Genomic DNA, 23,956 nt, shown 5'->3' with positions numbered 1-23,956 from the left:
CGACGAGGTGCCCATGTCCAGCAGTTTTCATGCGTCGACGGTCGACTGGCTGGGGTGCTGGATTGCTGCCGGCCAGGTAAAGCCCGGCGAAACCATCAAGGTCGAGGCCGATCTGGGCGAGCAGCTCGGTGTCAGTCGTACGGTCATCCGCGAAGCCATCAAAACCCTGGTGGCCAAAGGCATGCTCGAAGTCGGGCCAAAGGTCGGCACACGCGTATTGCCGGTGCGGCGCTGGAACCTCTTCGATCCGCAAGTCGTCGGCTGGCTGTCGCGCAGCGGCTTGCCGGAAAACTTCGTCGACGACCTGCTCGACCTGCGCCGCACCATCGAACCCATGGCGGTGCGCTGGGCCTGCGAGCGGGCGACGGTGGAACAAGTGCAAGCCGTACTCCAGGCCTATAACGCGCTGGAACGGGCAGTGGACAGCGGCGTCGATTACAACCGCGCCGACCAGTTCTTCCACGAGTGCATTCTCGCCGCCAGCCACAATCAATTCATCGAACAAATGGTCCCGGCCCTCGGCGCGTTGCTGGCCGTGTCTTTCGAAGTGTCTGCCGCCGACCCGGACGAACTACGCCGAACCTTGCCAATCCACAAAGACATGGCCGACGCCATCGCCGCCCGGGATGCCGCACGGGGTGTGTGGGCTTGCATGACGCTGATCGATAACGCGGACCTGGCGATCAAACGCTTCTACCCGCAAGTCATGGCCGACAAGAAGGCCAGCTAACAATAAAGAACCCTTGTGGGAGCGGGCTTGCTCGCGAAAGCGATGTGTCAGGCGACAGAGATGGTGAATGTCACGGCCTCTTCGCGAGCAAGCCCGCTCCCACATAAAAGCATTAAAAAAGGAGGTTTCATGAGGTGGACTGCGGTTACCGGACACCGTGCGCAACTCGGCGAAGGCCCGTTTTGGGATGCTCCGACCCAGGCGCTGTATTGGGTAGATATCGCCGGTAAACAAGCGCTCAGGCTGATCGGCGCCAATGTGCAAATCTGGCAGATGCCGGAGCACGTGTCCGCATTCATCCCCAGCGAAAGCGGCGATGCCCTGGTGACATTGAGCAGTGGGGTTTATCGGCTGGATCTGGATTCCCCGGGCCTTGAACCTCGGCTGACCTTGTTCTGCGTCGCCGATCCGCAACCCGGCAATCGCCCCAACGAAGCCCGCTGCGATGCCCAGGGCCGGCTCTGGCTGGGCACCATGCAAAACAACATCGGTGAGCAGGGCGAAGATTTGCCCGTCGTGCGCCGCTCCGGTGGCCTGTTTCGCATCGACCGCGATGCGCGGGTCACGCCGCTGCTTCGAGGATTAGGCATCCCTAATACATTGCTGTGGAGCGACGACGGCACAACCCTGTATTTCGCCGACAGCCTCGACAGCACGCTTTACCGGCATTTCATCCATACCGACGGCAACCTGGACACCGCCTATGTCTGGCTTGGCCCCCACGAACGCGGCGGCCCCGACGGCTCGGCGATGGATGCCGAGGGCTATATCTGGAATGCCCGTTGGGATGGCAGTTGTCTGCTAAGGCTGAACCCGGACGGTTATGTGGACCGGGTAATCGAACTACCGGTCAGCCGTCCCACCAGTTGCGTGTTCGGTGGCGAAGACTTCAAAACCCTGTACATCACCAGCGCTGCAAGCCCGCTCAATCATCCGTTGGACGGCGCGCTGTTATCGATTCGAGTGGATGTGCCCGGAAAACCTTGTCAGCGATTCGTTGGATAAATCCCAAAATATGGGATGTAAAATTATATATTGAGATTATTTGGCGGTCGGGTTTATAGTCGGCCCCATCAGTTACACGCACTCACACTTAAAAAAACAAAACAGGTGAAGTGATGCAGCGATATTCCACCGCACTCCCGTACGGAGTCAGTGCTTCAGGCCGCCTCGGCGCCCGGGCATTTTCGCGCCTGCCTGCCTGGTCCCAACAGCTTTTTGACCGGACATCGACAGATGTCCGGTTTTCGTCGTGCCTTCAAACAGGAGTGTTGATCCATGGCTGAACCTCTTTCCTTGCCTCCGGTGCCCGAACCGCCCAAGGGTGAGCGCCTGAAAAACAAGGTGGTGCTGTTGACCGGTGCCGCTCAGGGTATCGGCGAAGCGATTGTCGCAACCTTCGCCTCCCAGCAGGCCAAGCTGGTCATCAGTGATATCCAGGTCGAGAAAGTTGAAAAAGTCGCGGCGCACTGGCGTGAACAAGGCGCGGATGTCGTAGCGATCAAGGCCGACGTGTCGCGCCAGCACGACCTGCACGCCATGGCTGAATTGGCCATCGAACTTCACGGCCGGATCGACGTGCTGGTCAACTGCGCCGGGGTCAACGTGTTCCGCGACCCGCTGCAAATGACCGAAGAAGACTGGCATCGCTGCTTCGCCATCGATCTGGACGGCGCCTGGTATGGCTGCAAAGCCGTGTTGCCGCAGATGATCGAGCAGGGCATCGGCAGCATCATCAATATTGCCTCCACCCATTCCACTCACATCATTCCCGGCTGCTTCCCGTACCCGGTGGCCAAGCATGGCTTGCTGGGACTGACCCGCGCCTTGGGCATCGAATACGCACCCAAAGGTATTCGGGTCAACGCCATCGCCCCGGGCTACATCGAGACCCAACTGAACGTCGATTACTGGAACGGTTTTGCCGACCCCCATGCCGAACGTCAACGGGCCTTCGACCTGCATCCACCGCGGCGCATCGGCCAGCCGATTGAAGTGGCGATGACCGCTGTGTTCCTGGCCAGCGATGAAGCGCCGTTCATCAATGCCTCGTGCATCACCATCGATGGTGGGCGCTCGGTTATGTACCACGACTGAATGCCCCGGGTTTCAAACGCGAAACTACGTCTGAAATCCAATCATCATACGATATGACTATTGGCTGCGTGCTTCGACCGCTGTATTGGCTTTCAAATAACGCTCAAAAAAAATAACAAGGAGTCAGCTTATGAAACGTCGTCGTGGGATCCGTTCCCTGTGCTGTGCCGCTTTGGCGGCCACCGCGGTCAGCCTGAGCAGTACGTTGCTGGCGGCCGAGGAAGTGAAGATTGGTTTTCTGGTCAAGCAAGCGGAAGAGCCCTGGTTCCAGACCGAATGGGCCTTCGCCGAAAAGGCCGGCAAGGACAAGGGCTTCACCGTCATCAAAATCGCCGTGCCTGACGGCGAGAAAACCCTCTCGGCCATCGACAGTCTGGCGGCCAACGGCGCCAAGGGCTTCGTGATCTGCCCGCCGGACGTGTCCCTGGGCCCGGCGATCATGGCCAAGGCCAAACTCAACGGTTTGAAAGTGATCGCCGTCGATGACCGTTTCGTCGATGCCGGCGGCAAGTTCATGGAGAACGTGCCGTACCTGGGCATGGCTGCATTCGAAGTCGGCCAGAAGCAGGGCGCCGCCATGGCCGCCGAAGCGAAAAAACGCGGCTGGGACTGGAAAGACACCTACGCGGTGATCAACACCTACAACGAACTTGATACCGGTAAGAAACGCACCGACGGTTCTGTCAAAGCGCTGGAAGACGCCGGTATGCCGAAAGACCACATCCTCTTTTCGGCGCTGAAAACCCTCGACGTACCGGGCAGCATGGACGCCACCAACTCAGCCTTGGTGAAGCTTCCGGGGGCGGCGAAAAACCTGATCATCGGCGGCATGAACGACAACACCGTGCTGGGCGGCGTGCGCGCCACCGAAAGTGCTGGTTTTGCCGCGGCCAACGTGATCGGCATTGGTATCAACGGCACCGATGCCATCGGCGAACTGAAAAAGCCTAACAGCGGCTTCTTCGGCTCGATGCTGCCGAGTCCGCACATCGAGGGCTACAACACCGCGAGCATGATGTACGAGTGGGTCACCACCGGCAAAGAACCGCCCAAATACACCGCGATGGACGACGTTACGCTGATCACGCGCGACAACTTCAAGCAGGAACTGGAAAAAATCGGCCTGTGGAACTGAGGCGCGGTTGATTTCATCGGCAGCCCTGGCGACGGGGCTGCCTGATCGGTGTAATGAGGTGGGTTTATGCACGCGCACGTACAAACACATGAACAGAACATTGGCGGCAGCCTGCGCTTCAACGGGATCGGCAAAACCTTTCCCGGTGTGAAGGCGCTGGACGGCATCAGTTTCGTCGCCCATCCGGGGCAGGTTCACGCCTTGATGGGCGAGAACGGCGCCGGTAAATCCACGCTGCTGAAAATACTTGGCGGTGCTTACACGCCGAGCAGCGGCGATCTGCAGATCGGCGAGCGGACGAGGATCTTCAAGTCCACCGCCGACAGCATTGGCAGCGGGGTTGCGGTGATCCATCAGGAGCTGCATCTGGTGCCGGAAATGACCGTCGCCGAGAACCTGTTTCTCGGGCATCTGCCGGCGAGTTTCGGTCTGATCAATCGCGGCGTTTTGCGGCAACAGGCATTGGCCTGCCTTAAAGGCCTGGCCGATGAAATCGATCCGCAAGAGAAAGTCGGGCGCTTGTCCCTCGGCCAGCGGCAACTGGTGGAAATCGCCAAGGCGTTGTCCCGTGGCGCGCATGTGATTGCATTCGACGAGCCCACCAGCAGCCTGTCGGCGCGGGAAATCGATCGCTTGATGGCGATCATCGGGCGCCTGCGCGACGAAGGCAAAGTGGTGCTTTACGTCTCCCATCGCATGGAAGAAGTGTTCCGCATCTGCAACGCGGTGACGGTGTTCAAGGACGGCCGCTTCGTGCGCACCTTCGAGGACATGAGTGCGCTGACCCATGATCAGTTAGTGACGTGCATGGTCGGTCGCGACATTCAGGATATCTACGATTACCGCAGCCGCCCGCGTGGCGCGGTGGCGCTCAAGGTCGACAGGTTACTGGGGCCGGGCTTGCGTGAGCCGGTGAGTTTCGAGGTGCACAAGGGTGAAGTCCTCGGGCTGTTCGGCCTGGTCGGGGCCGGGCGCACCGAGCTGTTCCGGATGCTCTGCGGGCTCACGCGCAACACCGCCGGGCGCCTGGAATTACGCGGTCATGAACTGAAACTGCGTTCGCCGCGCGATGCCATCGCCGCGGGGATTTTGCTGTGCCCCGAGGACCGCAAGAAGGAGGGCATCCTGCCGCTCGCCAGCGTCGCCGAGAACATCAACATCAGCGCTCGCGGCGCCCATTCCACCTTCGGCTGCCTGTTGCGCGGCCTGTGGGAAAAGGACAATGCCGACAAGCAGATCAAGGCGCTGAAGGTGAAGACGCCCAACGCGGCGCAGAAAATCATGTACCTGTCTGGCGGCAATCAGCAGAAGGCGATTCTCGGTCGCTGGCTGTCGATGCCGATGAAAGTCCTGCTGCTCGACGAGCCCACCCGGGGCATCGACATCGGGGCCAAAGCCGAGATCTACCAGATCATCCATAACCTGGCGGCCAGCGGCATCGCGGTAATTGTGGTGTCCAGCGATCTGATGGAAGTCATGGGTATTTCCGACCGCATCCTGGTGCTCTGCGAAGGCGCGATGCGCGGCGAACTGACCCGCGAACACGCCAATGAATCTAACCTGCTGCAACTGGCGTTGCCACGCCAACGTGCTGCCGACGTGGCGAACTGAGAGGTGACTATGACCGTCCAAAACAACGCTCTGCCAACCCCGCGCAAACCGCTGGACCTGCGGCGCTTTCTCGATGACTGGGTGATGCTGCTGGCGGCCGTCGGGATCTTTGTGCTTTGCACCTTGCTGATCGACAACTTCCTGTCGCCACTGAACATGCGTGGCTTGGGCCTGGCGATTTCTACGACCGGGATTGCCGCGTGCACCATGTTGTATTGCCTGGCGTCCGGGCATTTCGACTTGTCGGTGGGCTCGGTGATTGCCTGCGCCGGCGTGGTCGCGGCAGTGGTGATGCGCGACACCGACAGCGTGTTCCTCGGCGTGAGTGCAGCGCTGGTGATGGGGCTGATTGTCGGGCTGATCAATGGCATCGTGATCGCCAAGCTGCGGGTCAATGCGTTGATCACCACGCTGGCGACGATGCAGATTGTGCGTGGCCTGGCTTACATTTTTGCCAACGGCAAAGCGGTGGGCGTTTCGCAGGAACAGTTCTTCGTCTTCGGTAATGGTCAGTTGTTCGGCGTGCCGGTGCCGATTCTGATCACCATCGTCTGCTTCCTGTTTTTCGGCTGGTTGCTGAACTACACCACCTACGGGCGCAACACCATGGCCATCGGCGGCAACCAGGAAGCGGCGTTGCTGGCCGGGGTGAACGTTGACCGGACCAAGATCATCATCTTCGCCGTACACGGTGTGATCGGTGCGTTGGCCGGGGTGATCCTGGCGTCGCGCATGACGTCCGGCCAGCCGATGATTGGCCAGGGTTTCGAGCTGACTGTGATCTCGGCCTGCGTGCTCGGCGGGGTGTCGTTGAGTGGCGGGATCGGGATGATTCGGCATGTGATTGCCGGGGTCTTGATTTTGGCGATCATCGAAAATGCGATGAACCTGAAGAATATCGATACGTTTTATCAGTACGTGATTCGCGGTTCGATCTTGTTGCTGGCGGTGGTGATTGACCGATTGAAACAGCGCTGACCTCCACTTGTGGGAGCGGGCTTGCTCGCGAAAGCGGTTTGTCTGTCGCATTGATGCTGGATGTGCCGACGCCTTCGCGAGCAAGCCCGCTCCCACAGTTGATTTGGGGCGTCCTCAAGTTGTGTGCACGGCAAATCCAGTGTGGCGATCCGACGATTGATCGCGCAGCGGTCGATTTTGAACCGGGATTCTTCACCCACTTTCACAAAATATCCCTTGCTCGCCCCAACCCGTTTCAGCTATGACGGTACACCCGAGGTGTACATGATTAGACCGCTACGAATTGACAAGAAACAACAGGTGGTCGACGAGCTCGTCCGGCGCATCGAAAACGGCCTCATGGAGGACGGCGTTCTATTGCCGGGCGAACATCAGTTGGCTCAAGAATTCAAGGTCAGCCGTGGCACGCTGCGTGAAGCCCTGGTCGAACTGAAGCGGCGCCACGACATCGCTACGCAAGGCGCAGTGGGGTCCATCGTCACGTTCGATGGTGTGGTGCTCGATCAGCGCAACGGCTGGGCCCAGGCGCTGGCCGACAACGGGGCGCTGATCAATACCGAAGTGCTGCGGCTGGAGGCGGTTACTCGTCCGGACCTGTTGGCGCGTTTCGGTACCGATCAATTCATCACCCTCGACCGGCGGCGGCGCGGCACCGATGGCACGCTGGTGTCTCTTGAGCGTTCATTGATGCCTGCCACTGGCGGCCTGGAAAGTCTCCCGCGAGTGGGGCTGATCGATGACTCCCTGACCATCACGTTGGCCGCCTATGGCTACATTGGCGATCACGGCGATCAGTGGATCGGCGCCGAACCCTTGAATGCCGAAGACGCCGAATTGCTCGGGCGCCCGGAGGGCACGGTGTTCCTCAAGGCCCTGCGCACCACTTACGACCGTCAGAATCGCTTCATGGAACAGGTCGAAAGCCTGCTCGATCCGGTGCATTTTCGTCTGCATCTGCAAATTGGAACTTCAAAATGACCGCGCTCGACCGTGCGCTGGGCGCCTTCTATGGGCTGGCCCTGGGCGATGCGTTGGGCATGCCTACACAATCCCTGAGCCGCGCCGAGATCAAGGCGCGCTTCGGCGAGATCACCGATCTGCAAGACGCTGGCCCGGATCAACCGATTGCCGCCAACATGCCCAAAGGTTCGATCACTGACGATACCGAGCAGGCGATTCTGCTCGGCCAGTTGTTGATTGAAGGCGAGGGCTGGATCGAACCGGCGGTGCTGGCCCAACGCTTGATCAAATGGGAAGCAGGGATGCAAGCCAAGGGCTCGCAGGATTTGCTCGGCCCCTCGACCAAACGCGCGATCGAGATGATCCTCGCCGGCCACTCGCTGGAAGAGGCAGGCCGCCACGGCACCACCAATGGTGCGGCCATGCGCATCACCCCGGTGGGGATTGCGGCCGATGTTGCCGATCCCGAGCGTTTCATCCGCGCCGTGGTGCAGGCCTGTCAGGTGACCCACAACACCACGCTGGGAATTGCCAGTGCGGCGGCGGTGGCGGCGGTGGTTTCTGCCGGGATCAACGGCATGGACCTGGGCGAAGCATTGAACCTTGGCCAGCAGATCGCTCGGCAAGCCGAAAGCCATGGCCACTGGGTCGCTGGTGGACGTATCGCCGCGCGCATCGGTTGGGCGTGGAGCATCAGCGTCGACTGCGACAAGGCGTTGCTGGCGGATTTGCTGTACGACGTGATCGGCACTTCGGTGGCCTCGCAGGAATCGGTGGTGGTGTCGTTTGCGCTGGCTCGGCAAGTGGCTATCGGGCAGATGACGGCCTTCGAAGCGTTGTGCATGGCTGCCAGTCTGGGCGGAGATACCGATACCATCGCGGCGATTCTCGGCGCCATGCTTGGAGCCTGCCTTGGGCTTGAAAGTTGGCCTGTGGCGATGATCGAAAAGGTCAAAGCCGTTAATTCGTTGGAGTTGGAACCGTTGGTGCAAGGGCTGTTGGCTCTGCGTTGACTGGACTGGCGTCTTCGCGAGCAAGCCCGCTCCCACAAGGATGGCGCAATTCTCATGGTTCACATCAAACCTGTGGGAGCGGACTTGCTCGCGAAGGGCGCAACGCACATTTGAAGTATTTCACCCGCAATGGAGCGCACAGATATGGCAAGGACCGCCGGAAAGTCATGTCGACTTCCGAATTGCCCACAACCACAACAATGGCAACAGGAGCAGTTTTCATGAGTTCATCGAACACCGGACAAAGTGCCGGGCAATTGGAAACCCGTGGCATCGAGCCGGTGCCGGAAGGGGAGTGCAACGGTCACCCACTGCAACTGTTCTGGGTCTGGTTTGCCGCCAACATTTCCATCCTCGGCTTACCGTTGGGTGCCACGCTGGTGGCCTTCCGCGGCCTGGCGATCTGGCAGGCGATCATCGTCGCCATCCTCGGTGCCGCCGGCTCGTTCGCGGTGGTCGGGATCATCTCCATTGCCGGTCGCCGTGGCCGCGCACCGAGCCTGACGCTGTCGCGAGCAATCTTCGGGGTGCGCGGCAATATCGGCCCGACGCTGGTCTCGCTGATGTCGCGACTGGGTTGGGAAACCGTCAACACCACCACCGCCGCATTCGTCTTGCTGTCGCTGTGCTCGATTCTGTTCGGCTCGCCGGTGGAAGCCAAAAGCGCGCCGCTGCTGACCCTGGTGTTCATCGCGATTTTTGTCCTGCTGACGTTGTCGGTGTCTGGCCTCGGTCACGCCACGTTGCTGGTGATCCAGAGGTGGGCGACCTATGTGTTCGGTGGGTTGAACATCCTGGTCGGCGGTTTCCTTTGCGCGACCATCGACTGGAGCGCCGTATTCAACGCCACGCCAGCGCCCCTGAGCGCAATGATCATCGGCATCGGCACCATGGCCGCCGGCACCGGGATCGGTTGGGCCAACGCCGGTGCCGACATGTCGCGCTACCAGCACCGCAGCGTCAAAGCCGCGCGTCTGGTGGCGTCGGCGGCGTTCGGTGCGGGGATTCCGCTGGTGCTGCTGATCACCCTCGGTGGTTTGCTGTCGGTGGGCAACAATGATCTGGCCTCGGCCACGGACCCGATCGTCGCGATCCGCGACATGCTGCCGACCTGGATGGCCGTGCCGTATCTGATCACCGCATTCGGCGGGCTGCTGCTGTCGAACAACCTGTCGGTGTACTCCGCCGGTTTGACCACGCTGACCCTCGGCCTGAAGGTCAAGCGCGTGTATGCGGTGGTGCTCGATATCATTGCGATCTTCGCCGGTTCGATCTACTTCATGCTGATCGCCGAGAGTTTTTACGGCCCGTTCATCACCTTCATTTCCTTGCTAGCCGTGCCAATCACGGCATGGGTCGGGATCTTTGTAGTCGACCTGATTCATCGTCATTACTACAGCCCCAAAGATCTGCTGGACGTCAGCCCGAGCAGCGCCTACTGGTATCGCGGTGGCGTCGAGTGGCGCGCCTTCGGTGCATGGGCGGTGGCGATTGTGTTGGGTTTCAGTTTCACCACCATTGGCACCACTGAACAAGATGTCTGGTTCCGGGGCTTTTTGTCCGACTCCTGGCTGGGCCACAACGGCCTGGGCTGGATCGTCACGTTCCTGGTGGCCGGTGGCATTTACGGGGTACTCGGCGGTGCCAAGGATCGCCGCACTGCGTTGATCGAGCCGGCTCATGCCTAACCTGCTACACACCGGCCAGGTCATGATCGATCTGGTCATGGCCGTGGATAAATTGCCTCATTCAGGCGGTGATGTGCTGGCGCAATCCGCCCGTTTCGAGGCTGGCGGTGGCTTCAATGTGATGGCTGCGGCCCGGCGAAACGGCTTGCCGGTGGTCTACCTCGGTGGCCATGGCAAGGGCCGTTTCGGCGACATGGCCCGAGAGGCGATGACGGCTGAAGGCATTCGGATCGGCATCGATCAGAGCACCGAGCGCGACACCGGGCTGTGCGTCGCGCTGACCGAAGCCTCGGCCGAGCGCACGTTCATTTCCTGCATCGGTGCCGAAGGCGAATTGACCGCCGAAGACCTGGCGAGCGTGCCGATCGAGGCGGGCGATTTTGTCTATGTCAGCGGCTATAGCCTGCTGCATGGCGGCAAGGCTCAGGCACTGGTGAATTGGGTGCTGGATCTGCCGGACGGGATCAAGGTGGTGTTCGATCCGGGGCCGTTGGTGGATTTGCCGGGCGCGCCGCTGATGAAGGCCTTGTTGCAGCGCATCGATCTGTGGACCAGCAACCGTGTCGAGGCGCTGCGGTTTACCGGGGGGGCAGACATTGCCGAGGCGTTGAATGGGCTGGCGGATCATTTGCCGGCGGACGCCTTGATGGTGGTACGCGATGGGCCGCAGGGGTGCTGGATCAGCCAGCGTGGTGACCGTCAGCATGTGCCGGGATTCAAGGTCACGGCCGTCGACAGCAACGGTGCGGGGGATGCCCATGCCGGGGTGTTGGTTGCGGGGTTGGCGCAAGGTTTGTCGGCGATAGACGCGGCGCGGCGGGCCAACGCGGCAGCTGCTTTGGCCGTCACTCGTTGGGGGCCGGCGACTTCGCCGGGGGCGGTTGAGGTGGATGCGTTGATCCGCGAGACTTTAGGCGCTTGATCCACCGCTTTCGCGAGCAAGTCGAATCGTCGCACCGCCGCTCCCACATTTGATCTGTGTCGTTCACACATTTAACGACCAGCATAGATCCAATGTGGGAGCGGGCTTGCTCGCGAAGAGGTCCTCAAACTCACCATCAAATCCGAATCCTTACCCGGCCCTGCGCAACGCCTCGATCAACGCCTGCTTGCGCATGCTCGAGCGCCCCGGAATCTTCTTCGCACGGGCTTCTTTCATCAGGCTGTCCACCGTTTGCGTCTCGCGCGAAGCCTTGCTGTTGCGCGGCTTGCCTTCACGGGTGGCCACCGCACGCCGGGCTGATTCCTTGCGATCTGCAGACTTGGCGCTGGCCGGCTTCTTGCGCCCCGAGCCGCCGGCGCGTTCACCTCCGCCTGACTGCTTGTTCACCGTGGCCCAGGCGCGAGCTTCGGCTTCATCTTTCGACACGCCTTTGTGCTCGTAGCTTTCTTCGATGTGTTCGGCCTTGCGTTTCTGCTCGGCGGTGTATTTGTCTTTGCTTCCACGAGGCATGGGATTTCTCCTGGCTGTAGGCGCTGGCGAAGCCTGCGATTTTTGTTTTTCAAACATTCAAAGCAGCGCCAACTCGGTTAGACATCCAGCTTGCGCGCCGCTTCCACCCCTGCAGCGCTAAGTTTGATCGGCAGGTTCAGCGAGTGCTCGCCGGATTCGTTGCAGATCACATGACCGTGCTGGATCAGCCCGCGATCCTGCAGAGTGGCGAGGGTGCTGGCCACGACTTTTTCCCCCCGGTAATTGTCCAGAACCTCCTTGCCCAAGCCATTTGGGTGGGCGTGTAGCAGACGGGTCAGGACTTCTTTTTCCAGGTTTTTATCGACGTTCATGGTTACCTCTTGGTTGGGATGGACGAGTGTTGCTCCTCGCTCACATCGGCGAGCCCTTACCCGATATTGGTCCTTTCTGACCTGGATTGGTGCCTGATGAACGACGAGTGGTCCAGGTGATCCTGCTGACGTGACGCCAGATCAACCGACCTGCGGTGATCAGCCAGTTCAACAGGGCCACCACCAGTACCGTGAGCAACAGTGTCACCATTCCGTGTTCGACGATGATTCTCCCAGCCAGCAACGGAAATCCGAACACGCCGACGAAGTAGGACAGGCTGAACAACAGCAAGGACTGCGAGGTGGTGCCGGTCGGCGCTTCGTTCGCCGCCAGGCCATTGATTACCGAATACGTCAGCCCATAACCCACCCCGAGCATCATCGCCGCCAGCACGTAGCTGAATCCGTCATCGACGACAAAACCGAACATCAGGATCGAAACTATCATCAGTCCCGATAACAGGCAGGATGCACGCAATGGATCGCGTTTGACCACGAACCCGGCAATCAACATTCGGCTGCTGATCGCCGCGCCCATGAAGCCAAAAAAGAACAGCGAATAATCAAGTGAGCGGAACGCCGCGTAACTGGTTTGAAAACTCGACAGACCACCGAATACACAGCCGCCGAGGCCGACCATGATGATCGGGAACACGGCTCTGGAGGACAATACCCGAGCCGTTGCGCGCCAGGATATTCGTGCGACTGACGCTGATGCCGAGGGCGTTTTCTTGAGCTGGGCATCCAGCCGCCAGAACAGCAAAGCACCGATCAGGCTGGCCAGCGCCGCGAGGTAAAACGTTGCCGTCACCGGATACCCGAGAGCGCTGGCTGCGCGGCCCAACAATGGACCGCTGCCGATCCCGGTCATCATGCTGCCCGACAGCAGCGCAAAGTATTTAGCCCGTTGCGCAGGCGTCACCAGACTCGCGACGATGATCGGTCCGAGCGTGTAGAAAACGCCCCAGCCCAACCCTAGCATCAGTCCAAAAAACAGCAGCAGATTGCCAAAGCCAGGCGTCAAGGCAAATCCCAGGCTGGCGGCCACCAGCAAGAGGCTGGACAGTGCAATGGAGCGCGCCGCGCCGAGCAGGTCGGACAAGTGACCGGAAACAATCACCGCCGCAAAGGTGCTGAGCATCGCCGCCGAAATCACGCTGCCGGCATCGAGTTCGTTGCCACCGCGAGAGCCAATGAGCAACGACAGTAGAAAAGTCGAGCCATAGGACAACGACAACAAATAGCTGGCGAGGCAGAACAGGCTGAACAACCTGCTTGAGACGGGTGGGGCGGCGGTAGACATGAGTCGTTCCTTGACTTGATAGAAGTGATTGTCATCTATCTATCACGTAAGGTACCGATGATAGGTCTGTGGTTACCGATTTCAGGGTTAGCGCAGACCGGAGTAATGCTCTGGGCAGACGCCGATTTCTTCCTTGAACAGCTCCATGAAACCCTTCAGGCGTTCGTGGCGAATCTGTGCCAGACGTTGACCGGTGGTCGTTTGGAAACCGTCCGCCAAGTGCAGCAACTTGGTCTGGAAATGATCGAGGCAAAAGCGCTTGTCGTCGTACTCCCGTTCTTTTGCCTCCGGGTCCAAAGGGTCATACAACGCACTGCCCATGCGCCCGGCGATGTAGAAAGTACGCGCCACGCCGAGCATGCCAAGGGAGTCGAGGCGGTCGGCGTCCTGGATGATTTTCGCTTCGAGGGTGGTGGGCGTGATATTGGCGCTGAAGCTGTGGGCTTCGATGGCATGAGCGACCGCTGTAATTTTTGCGCCAGGCCAATCCAGGGCTATCAGTACGGTCGAAGCTTTCTGCGCCGCCAGTCGTGATGCCTGTGAGCGCAGCGGCGAGTTCTTCTCCACCGCCACACAATCGTGCAACAGCACGGCGGCCAGCAGCACCTCAAGATCACCGCCTTCTTGCGCATGAAGCGTGCGCACGTTGTGCCACACCCGCTGCAAGTGCGACAGATCATGGGCGCCATCCTCGCCAGGTTCCAGCGCGCGGGGCAGCAGTTCAGAAGCCAGATTGTGCAAAGGCGCGAAAGCGGCGATGGTCATGGAGTTCCTTGGATTCGACTCGGTTTTTGTGATTAATGAGCACCCTGTGGGAGCGGGCTTGCTCGCGAAGGCGTCAGTACAGTCACGCTGATTTCGCAGGCTGGCCCGTTCATACAAAGCGCCACAAAACATTAATGCTACATGACGTTTTGCTTTCAAATGTGACGAGCGCCGCGCGCGGACTTAGTATGGCGTTTTCAACTTTTCACAAGGCACGTTCATGACGATCGAAATCCGCCCGGCAACCCCCAGCGATGCTCCGCAAATCCTCGCGTTCATCACTGAACTGGCCGACTTCGAACGTGCCCGCCACGAAGTCATCGCCAGCGTCGCCGACATCGAGCGCAGCCTGTTCAGCGAAGGCGCCACCGCCCATGGCCTGATTTGCCTGCGCGATGGCCTGCCGATCGGCTTTGCGGTGTTCTTCTTCAGCTATTCCACCTGGTTGGGCAGCAATTGCCTGTACCTCGAAGACCTCTACATCACCCCTGAACAACGAGGCGGCGGCGCCGGTAAAACCTTGCTGCGCCACCTGGCAAAAATCGCCTGCGCCAATGACTGCGGCCGTTTCGAATGGAGCGTGCTGGACTGGAACAAACCGGCGATCGACTTCTATAAATCCCTCGGCGCACAGCCGCAGGAAGAGTGGGTGCGGTATCGGATGGATGGGGCGGTGTTAAGGGATTTTGCCGAGGGCAATTGATCCCCTAAAAGATCGCAGCCTTCGGCAGCTCCTACACGGGATTGTGTTCGACCGCGCTATTGCGTCGTACATCGAATCTGTAGGGACTGCCGAAGGCTGCGATCTTTTTTTGTGTGTATCCCAATATATAGGATTGATATTTATATATTGAGATTTGCCTTCGTCCAGGTTTATAGTCCAGCTCACTCACTGCCAAAAAACAAAACAGGTGAAGCGATGCTGGCGCAATTGATCGCGCTCGATTGGGGGACAACCTCATTACGTGCTTACAAACTCGGCTTCGGTGGCCAGGTGCTGGAACAGCGTTCGCTGTCGTCCGGGATCATGCAGCTGCCCAAAACGCCACGAACCATCGCCGGCCAGGCATGCGTCGACGGTTTTGAATTGGCCTTCGATGAGGCGTGCGGTGACTGGCTCGACGTACAGCCCGATTTGCCGGTGATTGCTTGTGGCATGGTCGGCAGTGCTCAGGGCTGGCGCGAAGCGGCCTACTGCGACACGCCGGCGAACGTCGCCAATCTCGGAACTTCCCTACAAACCGTTCGCAGTCTTCGCGGTGTCGATGTGCACATCGTGCCGGGCGTGATTCAGCGTTCGCGCTTGCCGAACGTGATGCGCGGAGAGGAAACCCAAGTCCTCGGTGTGTTGCAGAATCTGCCGAGCGGGGCGGACAACGATCTGTTGATCGGTCTGCCGGGCAGTCATTCGAAATGGGTGGAAGTGGCCGACGGCTGCATCGTGCATTTCGATACTTTCATGACGGGCGAAATCTTCGCCGTCCTCAGTGAACACAGCATTCTTGGGCGCACTCAGCAGCGCGGCGCGTCTTTTGATGGCGAAGCGTTCGATCGTGGCGTGCGGGTGGCCCTGTCGGCGGACGGCGAGATCGGGCCGCTGTCGACGTTGTTCAGTGCCCGCAGTCTGGGGCTGACCGGTGAACTGAGCGCCACGGCTCAACCGGACTATCTGTCGGGCTTGCTGATTGGTCATGAACTGTCAGCCCTGGCCAACGTTCAGCGGCACCGGCGCAACAGCGTGCACCTGCCTTCGATCATCCTCATCGGCAATGTGCAACTCTGCGGCCGCTACAGCCGGGCGCTCGACGCCTGCGGTTTTGCCCGGGTGACCCTGGCCGAGCAGGCCACCGAACGCGGGTTGTGGCAGTTGGCGGTTGCCGCCGGACTGATCACGACACCCCCATCCCGTTAAACCTGACTGGAGGTCTGACATGCTCAAGCAAGCACTGGCACAAAACGGACTGATCGCGATCCTGCGTGGCCTGCGTCCGCAAGAAGCGGCAGCCGTCGGCGAAGTCCTGTACTCGGCCGGATTTCGCGTCATTGAAGTGCCGCTTAATTCCCCCGAACCGTACGAAAGTATCCGCATCCTGCGCAGTACCTTACCCGCCGATTGCCTGATCGGTGCAGGCACGGTGCTGACGCCGGAGCAGGTCGAGCAAGTGAAAGCGGCGGGCGGTCAAGTGATCGTCATGCCCCACAGCGATGCCAAGGTGTTGCGTGCGGCGAAAGTGGCGGGGCTGTTTCTGTCGCCGGGTGTCGCGACGCCGACTGAAGCCTTTGCTGCATTGGCCGAGGGGGCGGATGTGCTGAAGATGTTCCCGGCCGAACAGATGGGCCCCGCCGTTGTGAAAGCCTGGCTGGCGGTGTTGCCGGCAGGGACAGTGCTGGTGCCGGTGGGCGGGATTACGCCGGACAACATGCAGGTGTTCATCGAGGCCGGCGTCAAAGGTTTCGGCCTCGGTTCCGGATTGTTCAAACCGGGCATGACACCTGAACAAGTGGCCGTAAACGCCAAGGCGTACGTCGCTGCCTGGAATGCATTGCAGTAAGACTTCTTGGCGCTGCGAGCGCTGCATCTAATAAGAGAGGCAATAGATGAAAATCACCAAACTCACCACCTTCATCGTTCCGCCGCGCTGGTGCTTCCTCAAGGTCGAAACCGACGAGGGCGTGACCGGTTGGGGCGAGCCCGTGGTCGAAGGCCGCGCGCACACCGTCGCTGCAGCGGTTGAGGAATTGTCCGATTACCTGATCGGCAAAGACCCACGCAACATCGAAGACATCTGGACCGTGCTCTACCGTGGCGGCTTCTACCGTGGCGGCGCGATCCACATGAGCGCTCTGGCCGGCATCGACCAGGCATTGTGGGACATCAAGGGCAAGGCACTGGGTGTGTCGGTCAGCGATCTGTTGGGTGGTCAGGTGCGGGACAAGATTCGCGTTTATTCGTGGATCGGTGGTGATCGCCCGGCGGACACCGCTCGCGCTGCGAAAGAAGCGGTCAGCCGTGGTTTCACGGCGGTGAAAATGAACGGCACCGAAGAACTGCAATTTCTCGATTCCTTCGAGAAGGTCGACCTGGCCTTGGCCAACGTCGCCGCCGTACGCGATGCCGTCGGCCCGAATGTCGGCATCGGCGTGGACTTCCACGGTCGGGTGCATAAGCCCATGGCCAAGGTGCTGATGAAGGAACTCGACCCGTACAAACTGATGTTCATCGAAGAGCCGGTGCTGAGCGAAAACTACGAAGCGCTGAAAGAACTGGCACCGCTGACCAGCACGCCGATTGCCCTCGGCGAGCGGTTGTTCTCGCGTTGGGACTTCAAGCGAGTGCTCAGCGAAGGCTACGTCGACATCATCCAGCCGGATGCTTCCCATGCAGGCGGCATCACCGAAACCCGCAAGATCGCCAACATGGCCGAAGCCTACGACGTGGCACTGGCGCTGCATTGCCCGTTGGGCCCGATTGCCCTGGCGGCGTGCCTGCAACTGGACGCGGTTTGCTACAACGCGTTCATCCAGGAACAGAGCCTGGGCATCCATTACAACGAGAGCAATGACCTGCTCGATTATGTGAAAGATCCACGGGTGTTCGATTACGACAAAGGCTTCGTGAAGATCCCCAACGGCCCGGGCCTGGGCATCGAGATCAACGAGGAATACGTGATCGAACGCGCCGCCGTTGGCCACCGCTGGCGCAACCCGATCTGGCGTCATGCCGATGGCAGCTTTGCCGAGTGGTGAGTCCCTCCTGACTCAACACAAATCTAATGTGGGAGCGGGCTTGCTCGCGAAGGCGGTATCACATTCAACAGAGATGTCGACCGACGCACCGCTTTCGCGAGCAAGCCCGCTCCCACAATTGATCTCCATGGACAGGAGGATCCGCGTTCAGGCGCGAGCTTTTCATCGACCTCAATAAACATAAGAAGAGGCACCCCCCATGCAACCGCAAACCCTCACTGGGCAGGCGTCGTTGGTGACGCCCAGCCGCAAGCGGTTTTTCATCATGGTCCTGTTGTTCATCACCGTGGTGATCAACTACCTGGACCGCAGTAACCTGTCGATTGCCGCCCCGGCGCTGACCAGCGATCTGGGCATCGATCCGATCCATGTCGGGCTGATCTTTTCCGCGTTCGGCTGGACCTACGCCGCCATGCAGATCCCCGGCGGCTGGCTGGTGGACCGGGTGCCGCCACGCATCCTCTATAGCGTCGCATTGCTGCTGTGGTCGCTGGCCACGGTGATGCTCGGCTTCGCTGCCAGTTTCATCGCGCTGTTTGTGCTGCGCATGGCCGTCGGTGCGCTGGAAGCACCGGCGTATCCGATCAACAGCCGTGTGGTGACCACCTGGTTTCCCGAGCGCGAACGCGCCACCGCCATCGGTTTCTACACCTCCGGGCAGTTCGTCGGCCTGGCGTTCCTGACGCCGGTACTCGCGTGGTTGCAGCACCAATATGGCTGGCACATGGTGTTTGTCAGCACCGGTGTGGTGGGCATCATTTGGGCGGCGATCTGGTACGCGGTGTATCGCGAACCACGGGATTTCAAGGGCGCCAACGACGCTGAAATCGAGTTGATCCGCGAGGGCGGCGGGCTGGTGGATATCCAGGCTGAAGCCGCGAAGACCAAGGCTAAATTCAGTTGGGTCGACCTCGGGATTGTCCTGAGCAGACGCAAGTTGTGGGGCATTTACCTCGGTCAGTTCTGCCTCAATTCGACGTTGTGGTTTTTTCTGACGTGGTTCCCGACCTATCTGGTGAAATATCGCGGCATGGACTTCATCAAGTCTGGCTTGCTGGCGTCGTTGCCGTTTCTGGCGGCCTTCGTCGGTGTGCTGTGTTCGGGGTTCTTCTCGGACTTTTTGATCCGTCGCGGCTACACGGTGGGTTTCGCCCGCAAGTTGCCGATCATTGGCGGCCTGCTGATTTCCACCTCGATCATCGGTGCCAACTTCGTCGAGTCGACGCCGCTGGTGATTGCCTTCCTCGCGCTCGCCTTTTTCGGCAACGGCCTGGCGTCGATCACCTGGTCGCTGGTGTCGACCCTGGCCCCGGCGCGCTTGCTTGGATTGACCGGTGGGGTGTTCAATTTCATCGGCAACCTGGCGGCGATTACCACGCCCATCGTCATCGGCTTCCTCGCCTCGGGTGATTCGTTTGCCCCGGCGATTACCTATATCTCGGTTCTGGCGTTGTTGGGTGCGCTTTCCTACGTGTTGTTGGTGGGCAAGGTCGAGCGTATCAAGTTGTAGTCGCGGCCTTCGGGCGACCATAATGCCGCCCGTTCACTCGCTCAACGGTAAAGGCTGGATATGCAGGAAGACGCCCCAAAAATCGCCAAGGACGCCGCGCCGACTGGCACCCAGACACTGCTTCGTGGCCTGGGTGTGGTTCAGGCCGTGGCCAGTGGCGCCCGCGATCTCAAGGAAATCGCCCGGCTGATCGGCACGACGCGCAGTACCACCCATCGTCTGGCCAGTTGCCTGGTGGACGAGCGATATTTGCGGGTGGTGCCGCAAGTCGGTTATCTGCTGGGGCCGAAGCTGATCGAGCTGGGTTTCCAGGCACGTGAAGAGCTGCCACTGGTGACGCTGGCCGGGCCGTATCTGGATGAGTTGTCGGCGTTGACCGGCGACACCATTCACTTGGCGATTCGTGAGGGCGACGAGGTGCTGTACCTGCACAAGAATCCGGGGCGCAACGGTCCGGAAATGCGTTCGCGGGTGGGGCATCGCATGCCATTGGCGCGTACCGGGATCGGTAAGGCGCTGATGCTCGATGACACGCAGGAAGAATGGCAACGGCTGTACGAAATCAGCTTGCCGGTGGGTGGGAAAAATCAGTTCTGGCCGCAGCACCCGGAGCAATCCTGGGAGCAGTTTCAGCAGCGCATGATTGAGTATGTGGCTGGCGGGTACGCCTTCGACCTGGAAGACAACGAACCGTCGATTCGCTGCGTGGCGGCGCCGATCCGCGATGCCAGCAAGCGCATCGTCGCCGGTATCAGCATCGCCAGCACTGTGCCGTACATGCCGCTGGAAAAAATGGCCGAGCTGATTCCCCTGATCAAAGGGGTCACAGCCCGGCTGTCGGCGGAGCTTGGCTTGAAGGTTTAAACCTTCAGTGTCGCCATGTCGATCACGAAGCGGTACTTCACGTCACCGGCAATCATGCGGGTGTAAGCCTCGTTGATCTGGCGGATGTCGAGCATTTCGATGTCGCAGGTGATGCCGTGCTCGGCGCAGAAATCCAGCACTTCCTGGGTTTCGGCGATGCCGCCGATCAGCGAGCCGGCCAGCACGCGACGACCCAATACCAGTTTGGCAGCATGCACCGGTGGATCGATCGGTTCGATCAAGCCCACCAGAATGTGTACGCCGTCGAAACGCAGGGTATCGAGGTAGGGATTGAGGTCGTGCTGCACCGGAATGGTGTCCAGCAGGAAATCGAAATGTCCTGCGGCGGCTTTCATCTGTTCTGCGTCGGTGGACACGATCACGTGGTCCGCGCCTTGGCGACGACCTTCTTCGGCCTTACTCGCCGAGCGGGTGAACAACGTCACCTCAGCGCCCATCGCCTTGGCGAACTTGATGCCCATGTGGCCGAGGCCACCCATGCCGAGAATCCCGACCTTGTCACCGGCCTTGACGCCGTAGTGCTTGAGCGGCGAGTAGGTGGTGATGCCGGCGCATAGAATCGGCGCGGCGCTGGCCGGGTCGAGTTTCTCCGGAATACGCACGACAAAGTGCTCGCTGACCACGATGCTGTCGGAGTAACCACCCATGGTGTTGCTGCCATCGACCCGGTCCGGGGTGGCATACGTCATGGTCGGACCTTCCAGGCAGTATTGCTCCAGATCCGCCTGACAGGCTTCGCAGTGGCGGCACGAGTCGACCATGCAGCCGACGCCGACCAGATCGCCGACCTTGTGTTTAGTAACGTTCGCACCGATGGCGGTAACTTTGCCTACGATTTCGTGGCCGGGCATCAGTGGGTAAACAGCAATGCCCCACTCGTTGCGTGCCTGATGAATGTCGGAATGGCAGACGCCGCAGTAGAGAATGTCGATCGCAACGTCGTCGGCCCGTGGGCTGCGGCGTTCGAATTTCATCGGGGCGAGGGGAGTGGTGGCTGACTGAGCGGCGTATCCGATGGCGGTGTACATGGTGAACCTCGCAAAAGCGGTGACAGGTGAGGCGAGCAATTCTGGGCGCCGCACGGGTGGCCGGCCATGGCGATTCCTCCGGGTGTCATGCCTAATCCTCCGGCATGCACCGTTGATTGGTCGCATTGGCGTTCAGACCTGCGATGATGCTTTCATCCCGTTTTTGCGACTTTTTTGAAGAGCTTCCTCATGTTGTTGACCCGTCATCTCGATGCCAATGCCACCCTGGTTTCGCTGATCCAGCCGCTGACCCTTCGCGATGGTTTCGCGCCCACCGCATTGCCTGGAGTGCAGGTTTTGCGCGCCAATTGTGATGTGGCCCGTGGCCCACAAATCTACGAGCCGAGCCTGGTCATCATCGCCCAGGGCAGCAAGTTGGCGTATCTGGGCCCGCGTACGCTTGAGTACGGGGCCGGGCATTATCTGATTCAGGCGTTGCCGGTGCCCTTCGAGTGCGAAACGTTTTCGGCGCCGGATGGCCCGATGCTGGGCGTTTCCATCGCCATTGACCGGGTAATGCTCGGTGAGTTGGTATTGGCCATGGGGCTGTCGCCGGGGCGCACGGTTCCCGCACAGACACCCGAGTCCATGACCTCGGCGGTGCTCGACGATGCCATGCGCGGTTGTGTGGAGCGGTTGTTGCGCTGCCTGCACGATCCGCTGGAATGCCAGATCATGGGCCCGGCGCGTTTGCGTGAGTTGTTGTTCGTGGCGTTGCGGGGGCCGCAAGCCGATGTGTTGCGCGCGCTGGTGGAACAACAGGGGCAGTTCGCCCGGATCGCGGCGTCCCTGAGTCATTTGCATGCGCATTACACCGAGCCGCTGAATGTCGAGACCCTGGCCAGTTGCGCGAACATGAGCGCGTCGACGTTCCATGAGCATTTCAAGCGCTGCACGTTGTTGTCGCCGGTGCAGTATTTGAAGCGTTTGCGCTTGCTCAGGGCCCAGCAGTTGTTGCTGGGCGAAGGCTTGGGCGTGGCCCAGGTGGCGCATCGGGTGGGGTATCAGAGCACGTCGCAGTTCAGCCGCGAGTACAAGCGTTACTTCGAACGTAATCCCGGGGATGAGCGGGCTGCTTGATACACCACAAATCCCTGTGGGAGTTGATGCCTGGATTTCGGGCAACAAAAAGGCCCCCATGTCGGGAGCCTTGATGTTCAGCGATTCGACTTACATGTTCGGGTAAGTCGGGCCGCCAGAGCCTTCCGGCGCCACCCAGGTGATGTTCTGTGCAGGGTCCTTGATGTCGCAGGTCTTGCAGTGAACGCAGTTCTGGGCGTTGATCTGGAAGCGCTTCTCGCCGTCTTCCTGGGTCACCACTTCGTACACGCCGGCCGGGCAGTAACGCTGGGCAGGTTCATCGTACATCGGCAGGTTTTTGGCGATCGGGATGCTCGCGTCGGCCAGCTTCAAGTGGCAAGGCTGCTCTTCTTCGTGGTTGGTACCCGAGATGAACACCGAGCTGAGTTTGTCGAAGCTGATCTTGCCGTCCGGTTTCGGGTAGTCGATCTTCTTGCAGTCGGCCGCCAGTTTCAGGCAAGCGTAATCCGGCTTGGTGTCGTGCAGGGTGAATGGCAGTTTGCCGCCGAAGATGTTCTGGTCGATCCAGTTGAAACCGCCGCCGACGATGGCGCCGAACTTGTGAATCGCCGGGCCGAAGTTGCGGCTGGCGAACAGTTCGTCGTAGAGCCAGCTCTTCTTGAAGGCTTCGACGTAAGTGGTCAGCTCTTGCGTGCCGTCCAGATCGGCGAACAGCGCATCGGCCACTGCGTCAGCGGCGAGCATGCCGGACTTCATCGCGGTGTGGCTGCCTTTGATTTTGGCGAAGTTCAGAGTGCCGAGGTCGCAACCGATCAGCGCGCCGCCCTTGAAGACCATTTTCGGCAGCGAGTTCAAGCCACCTTTGGAGATAGCACGCGCGCCGTAGCTGATGCGTTTGCCGCCTTCCAGGTATTGCTTGAGCACCGGGTGATGCTTGAGGCGCTGGAACTCGTCGAACGGCGACAGGAAGGTGTTGCTGTAGGAAAGATCGACGATCAGACCGACCACGACCTGGTTGTTTTCCAGGTGATAGAGGAACGAGCCGCCGGTGTTCTCGGTGCCCATGATGTCCAGCGGCCAACCGGCGGTATGGACCACCAGGCCTGGCTGGTGCTTGGCCGGGTCGATTTCCCAGATTTCTTTCAGGCCGATGCCGTAGTGCTGGGCGTCGGCTTCGCTGTCGAGGTTGAAGCGCTTGATCAGTTGCTTGCCGATGTGGCCGCGGCAACCTTCGGCGAACAGCGTGTACTTGGCACGCAGTTCCATGCCCGGGGTGTACAGGCCTTCTTTCGGATTGCCTTCGCGGTCAACGCCCAGATCACCGGTGATGATCCCGCGAACCACGCCGTTCTCGTCGAACAGTGCTTCCTGGGCGGCGAAACCCGGGTAGATTTCCACGCCCAGGTTCTCGGCCTGCTGAGCCAGCCAGCGGCACAGATTGCCCAGGGAGATGATGTAGTTGCCTTCGTTGTGCATGGTCTTGGGCACAAAGAGGTCAGGAATCTTCTGCGCGCTGTCGGCGTTTTTCAGAACGAAGATGTCATCGCGTGTGACTGGCGTATTCAGCGGCGCGCCGAGTTCTTTCCAGTCCGGGAACAGTTCGTTCAGGGCGCGTGGTTCGAACACGGCACCGGACAGGATGTGAGCACCGACTTCGGAGCCTTTTTCGACCACGCAGAC

Annotated in this window: 23 protein-coding genes; 17 read left to right on the top strand and 6 right to left on the bottom strand. The window is 60.2% G+C overall.

Annotated elements, in window-relative coordinates:
* Window positions 1-13: 13 nt before the first annotated feature.
* From ACIPLA_RS20190 to ACIPLA_RS20145, 10 genes are all read left to right on the top strand, one after another.
* Complete coding sequence (locus tag ACIPLA_RS20190; protein ID WP_007903969.1) at window positions 14-730, top strand: FadR/GntR family transcriptional regulator; 717 nt, start codon at window positions 14-16, stop codon at window positions 728-730.
* Window positions 731-859: 129 nt separating this feature from the next.
* Window positions 860-1,735 carry an SMP-30/gluconolactonase/LRE family protein gene (locus tag ACIPLA_RS20185; RefSeq protein WP_218397695.1) on the top strand — a complete coding sequence of 292 codons (876 nt, stop codon included), beginning with the start codon at window positions 860-862 and terminating at the stop codon, window positions 1,733-1,735.
* A 273-nt stretch (window positions 1,736-2,008) separates the two neighbouring features.
* Window positions 2,009-2,827, top strand: coding sequence for an SDR family oxidoreductase (locus ACIPLA_RS20180; RefSeq protein ID WP_123494571.1), 819 nt, complete (start codon window positions 2,009-2,011; stop codon window positions 2,825-2,827).
* A 130-nt stretch (window positions 2,828-2,957) separates the two neighbouring features.
* Complete coding sequence (locus tag ACIPLA_RS20175) at window positions 2,958-3,962, top strand: substrate-binding domain-containing protein (protein ID WP_401175388.1); 1,005 nt, start codon at window positions 2,958-2,960, stop codon at window positions 3,960-3,962.
* A gap of 66 nt (window positions 3,963-4,028) precedes the next feature.
* Entirely contained in the window at window positions 4,029-5,573 is a 1,545-nt protein-coding gene (araG, locus tag ACIPLA_RS20170) for an L-arabinose ABC transporter ATP-binding protein AraG (RefSeq protein WP_401175385.1), read from the top strand.
* Window positions 5,574-5,582: 9 nt separating this feature from the next.
* Window positions 5,583-6,551: an L-arabinose ABC transporter permease AraH gene (araH, locus tag ACIPLA_RS20165; protein WP_095055320.1), complete on the top strand. Its 969-nt coding sequence runs from the start codon at window positions 5,583-5,585 to the stop codon at window positions 6,549-6,551.
* Between the two features lie 264 nt (window positions 6,552-6,815).
* Window positions 6,816-7,529: a GntR family transcriptional regulator gene (locus ACIPLA_RS20160; protein ID WP_401175381.1), complete on the top strand. Its 714-nt coding sequence runs from the start codon at window positions 6,816-6,818 to the stop codon at window positions 7,527-7,529.
* A complete protein-coding gene (locus ACIPLA_RS20155; protein WP_401175378.1) occupies window positions 7,526-8,524 on the top strand; it encodes an ADP-ribosylglycohydrolase family protein in 999 nt (332 codons plus the stop codon). The genes ACIPLA_RS20160 and ACIPLA_RS20155 overlap by 4 nt, the downstream gene beginning before the upstream one ends.
* Before the next feature lie 221 nt (window positions 8,525-8,745).
* Window positions 8,746-10,212 (top strand): purine-cytosine permease family protein, encoded by a 1,467-nt coding sequence (locus ACIPLA_RS20150; protein ID WP_401175375.1) that lies wholly within the window; start codon window positions 8,746-8,748, stop codon window positions 10,210-10,212.
* Window positions 10,205-11,134, top strand: coding sequence for a PfkB family carbohydrate kinase (locus ACIPLA_RS20145; protein WP_218397685.1), 930 nt, complete (start codon window positions 10,205-10,207; stop codon window positions 11,132-11,134). Before ACIPLA_RS20150 ends, ACIPLA_RS20145 begins: the two co-directional genes overlap by 8 nt.
* A 150-nt stretch (window positions 11,135-11,284) precedes the next feature.
* On the opposite strand, the gene ACIPLA_RS20140 is transcribed toward ACIPLA_RS20145, so the two are convergent.
* The 4 genes from ACIPLA_RS20140 to ACIPLA_RS20125 all read right to left on the bottom strand — a co-directional run bounded on the left by ACIPLA_RS20140 (window position 11,285) and on the right by ACIPLA_RS20125 (window position 14,065).
* Window positions 11,285-11,665 (bottom strand): Rho termination factor N-terminal domain-containing protein, encoded by a 381-nt coding sequence (locus ACIPLA_RS20140; RefSeq protein ID WP_192344010.1) that lies wholly within the window; start codon window positions 11,663-11,665, stop codon window positions 11,285-11,287.
* A gap of 77 nt (window positions 11,666-11,742) precedes the next feature.
* A complete protein-coding gene (locus ACIPLA_RS20135) occupies window positions 11,743-11,997 on the bottom strand; it encodes a hypothetical protein (RefSeq protein WP_218397680.1) in 255 nt (84 codons plus the stop codon).
* Between the two features lie 40 nt (window positions 11,998-12,037).
* Entirely contained in the window at window positions 12,038-13,300 is a 1,263-nt protein-coding gene (locus ACIPLA_RS20130; RefSeq protein WP_401175370.1) for an MFS transporter, read from the bottom strand.
* 87 nt (window positions 13,301-13,387) lie between these two features.
* Complete coding sequence (locus ACIPLA_RS20125) at window positions 13,388-14,065, bottom strand: HD domain-containing protein (protein ID WP_401175367.1); 678 nt, start codon at window positions 14,063-14,065, stop codon at window positions 13,388-13,390.
* Between the two features lie 220 nt (window positions 14,066-14,285).
* Between ACIPLA_RS20125 and ACIPLA_RS20120 the strand changes: the two genes are divergently transcribed.
* From ACIPLA_RS20120 to ACIPLA_RS20095, 6 genes are all read left to right on the top strand, one after another.
* Window positions 14,286-14,768, top strand: a complete 483-nt coding sequence (locus tag ACIPLA_RS20120; RefSeq protein WP_095634928.1) for a GNAT family N-acetyltransferase — start codon at window positions 14,286-14,288, stop codon at window positions 14,766-14,768.
* 216 nt (window positions 14,769-14,984) lie between these two features.
* A complete protein-coding gene (locus ACIPLA_RS20115; protein WP_401175363.1) occupies window positions 14,985-15,977 on the top strand; it encodes a 2-dehydro-3-deoxygalactonokinase in 993 nt (330 codons plus the stop codon).
* 19 nt (window positions 15,978-15,996) lie between these two features.
* Window positions 15,997-16,617: a 2-dehydro-3-deoxy-6-phosphogalactonate aldolase gene (locus tag ACIPLA_RS20110; protein ID WP_401175360.1), complete on the top strand. Its 621-nt coding sequence runs from the start codon at window positions 15,997-15,999 to the stop codon at window positions 16,615-16,617.
* A 46-nt stretch (window positions 16,618-16,663) separates the two neighbouring features.
* Window positions 16,664-17,812: a galactonate dehydratase gene (dgoD, locus tag ACIPLA_RS20105; protein WP_007903915.1), complete on the top strand. Its 1,149-nt coding sequence runs from the start codon at window positions 16,664-16,666 to the stop codon at window positions 17,810-17,812.
* A 199-nt stretch (window positions 17,813-18,011) separates the two neighbouring features.
* Window positions 18,012-19,322: an MFS transporter gene (locus tag ACIPLA_RS20100; protein WP_401175356.1), complete on the top strand. Its 1,311-nt coding sequence runs from the start codon at window positions 18,012-18,014 to the stop codon at window positions 19,320-19,322.
* A gap of 60 nt (window positions 19,323-19,382) precedes the next feature.
* Window positions 19,383-20,186, top strand: coding sequence for an IclR family transcriptional regulator (locus ACIPLA_RS20095; RefSeq protein WP_008012044.1), 804 nt, complete (start codon window positions 19,383-19,385; stop codon window positions 20,184-20,186).
* Here the strand turns inward: ACIPLA_RS20095 and ACIPLA_RS20090 are convergent.
* Window positions 20,183-21,235: an NAD(P)-dependent alcohol dehydrogenase gene (locus ACIPLA_RS20090; protein ID WP_218397666.1), complete on the bottom strand. Its 1,053-nt coding sequence runs from the start codon at window positions 21,233-21,235 to the stop codon at window positions 20,183-20,185. The genes ACIPLA_RS20095 and ACIPLA_RS20090 overlap by 4 nt on opposite strands.
* 189 nt (window positions 21,236-21,424) lie before the next feature.
* Between ACIPLA_RS20090 and ACIPLA_RS20085 the strand changes: the two genes are divergently transcribed.
* Window positions 21,425-22,315 carry an AraC family transcriptional regulator gene (locus tag ACIPLA_RS20085; RefSeq protein ID WP_218397664.1) on the top strand — a complete coding sequence of 297 codons (891 nt, stop codon included), beginning with the start codon at window positions 21,425-21,427 and terminating at the stop codon, window positions 22,313-22,315.
* 90 nt (window positions 22,316-22,405) lie between these two features.
* On the opposite strand, the gene ACIPLA_RS20080 is transcribed toward ACIPLA_RS20085, so the two are convergent.
* Window positions 22,406-23,956: electron transfer flavoprotein-ubiquinone oxidoreductase (locus ACIPLA_RS20080; protein ID WP_401175352.1), on the bottom strand; the 1,551-nt coding region annotated here is incomplete at its 5' end.

This window comes from Pseudomonas sp. NPDC086112 (assembly GCF_044746425.1).
GTDB lineage: Bacteria > Pseudomonadota > Gammaproteobacteria > Pseudomonadales > Pseudomonadaceae > Aquipseudomonas.
Note: the sequence above shows the minus strand (reverse complement) of the source record. Positions and strands in the feature narration are given on the sequence as shown.

What these genes read in the sequence shown, in the direction of transcription:
- ACIPLA_RS20115 (WP_401175363.1), top strand. Translation starts at nt 14,985, where the DNA reads ATGCTGGCGCAATTGATCGCGCTCGATTGGGGGACAACCTCATTACGT.
- ACIPLA_RS20190 (WP_007903969.1), top strand. Translation starts at nt 14, where the DNA reads ATGTCCAGCAGTTTTCATGCGTCGACGGTCGACTGGCTGGGGTGCTGG.
- ACIPLA_RS20125 (WP_401175367.1), bottom strand. Translation starts at nt 14,065, where the DNA reads ATGACCATCGCCGCTTTCGCGCCTTTGCACAATCTGGCTTCTGAACTG.
- dgoD (WP_007903915.1), top strand. Translation starts at nt 16,664, where the DNA reads ATGAAAATCACCAAACTCACCACCTTCATCGTTCCGCCGCGCTGGTGC.
- ACIPLA_RS20160 (WP_401175381.1), top strand. Translation starts at nt 6,816, where the DNA reads ATGATTAGACCGCTACGAATTGACAAGAAACAACAGGTGGTCGACGAG.
- ACIPLA_RS20175 (WP_401175388.1), top strand. Translation starts at nt 2,958, where the DNA reads ATGAAACGTCGTCGTGGGATCCGTTCCCTGTGCTGTGCCGCTTTGGCG.
- ACIPLA_RS20140 (WP_192344010.1), bottom strand. Translation starts at nt 11,665, where the DNA reads ATGCCTCGTGGAAGCAAAGACAAATACACCGCCGAGCAGAAACGCAAG.
- ACIPLA_RS20095 (WP_008012044.1), top strand. Translation starts at nt 19,383, where the DNA reads ATGCAGGAAGACGCCCCAAAAATCGCCAAGGACGCCGCGCCGACTGGC.
- ACIPLA_RS20130 (WP_401175370.1), bottom strand. Translation starts at nt 13,300, where the DNA reads ATGTCTACCGCCGCCCCACCCGTCTCAAGCAGGTTGTTCAGCCTGTTC.
- ACIPLA_RS20085 (WP_218397664.1), top strand. Translation starts at nt 21,425, where the DNA reads ATGTTGTTGACCCGTCATCTCGATGCCAATGCCACCCTGGTTTCGCTG.
- ACIPLA_RS20120 (WP_095634928.1), top strand. Translation starts at nt 14,286, where the DNA reads ATGACGATCGAAATCCGCCCGGCAACCCCCAGCGATGCTCCGCAAATC.
- ACIPLA_RS20090 (WP_218397666.1), bottom strand. Translation starts at nt 21,235, where the DNA reads ATGTACACCGCCATCGGATACGCCGCTCAGTCAGCCACCACTCCCCTC.
- araH (WP_095055320.1), top strand. Translation starts at nt 5,583, where the DNA reads ATGACCGTCCAAAACAACGCTCTGCCAACCCCGCGCAAACCGCTGGAC.
- ACIPLA_RS20100 (WP_401175356.1), top strand. Translation starts at nt 18,012, where the DNA reads ATGCAACCGCAAACCCTCACTGGGCAGGCGTCGTTGGTGACGCCCAGC.
- ACIPLA_RS20145 (WP_218397685.1), top strand. Translation starts at nt 10,205, where the DNA reads ATGCCTAACCTGCTACACACCGGCCAGGTCATGATCGATCTGGTCATG.
- ACIPLA_RS20110 (WP_401175360.1), top strand. Translation starts at nt 15,997, where the DNA reads ATGCTCAAGCAAGCACTGGCACAAAACGGACTGATCGCGATCCTGCGT.
- ACIPLA_RS20185 (WP_218397695.1), top strand. Translation starts at nt 860, where the DNA reads ATGAGGTGGACTGCGGTTACCGGACACCGTGCGCAACTCGGCGAAGGC.
- araG (WP_401175385.1), top strand. Translation starts at nt 4,029, where the DNA reads ATGCACGCGCACGTACAAACACATGAACAGAACATTGGCGGCAGCCTG.
- ACIPLA_RS20150 (WP_401175375.1), top strand. Translation starts at nt 8,746, where the DNA reads ATGAGTTCATCGAACACCGGACAAAGTGCCGGGCAATTGGAAACCCGT.
- ACIPLA_RS20155 (WP_401175378.1), top strand. Translation starts at nt 7,526, where the DNA reads ATGACCGCGCTCGACCGTGCGCTGGGCGCCTTCTATGGGCTGGCCCTG.
- ACIPLA_RS20180 (WP_123494571.1), top strand. Translation starts at nt 2,009, where the DNA reads ATGGCTGAACCTCTTTCCTTGCCTCCGGTGCCCGAACCGCCCAAGGGT.
- ACIPLA_RS20135 (WP_218397680.1), bottom strand. Translation starts at nt 11,997, where the DNA reads ATGAACGTCGATAAAAACCTGGAAAAAGAAGTCCTGACCCGTCTGCTA.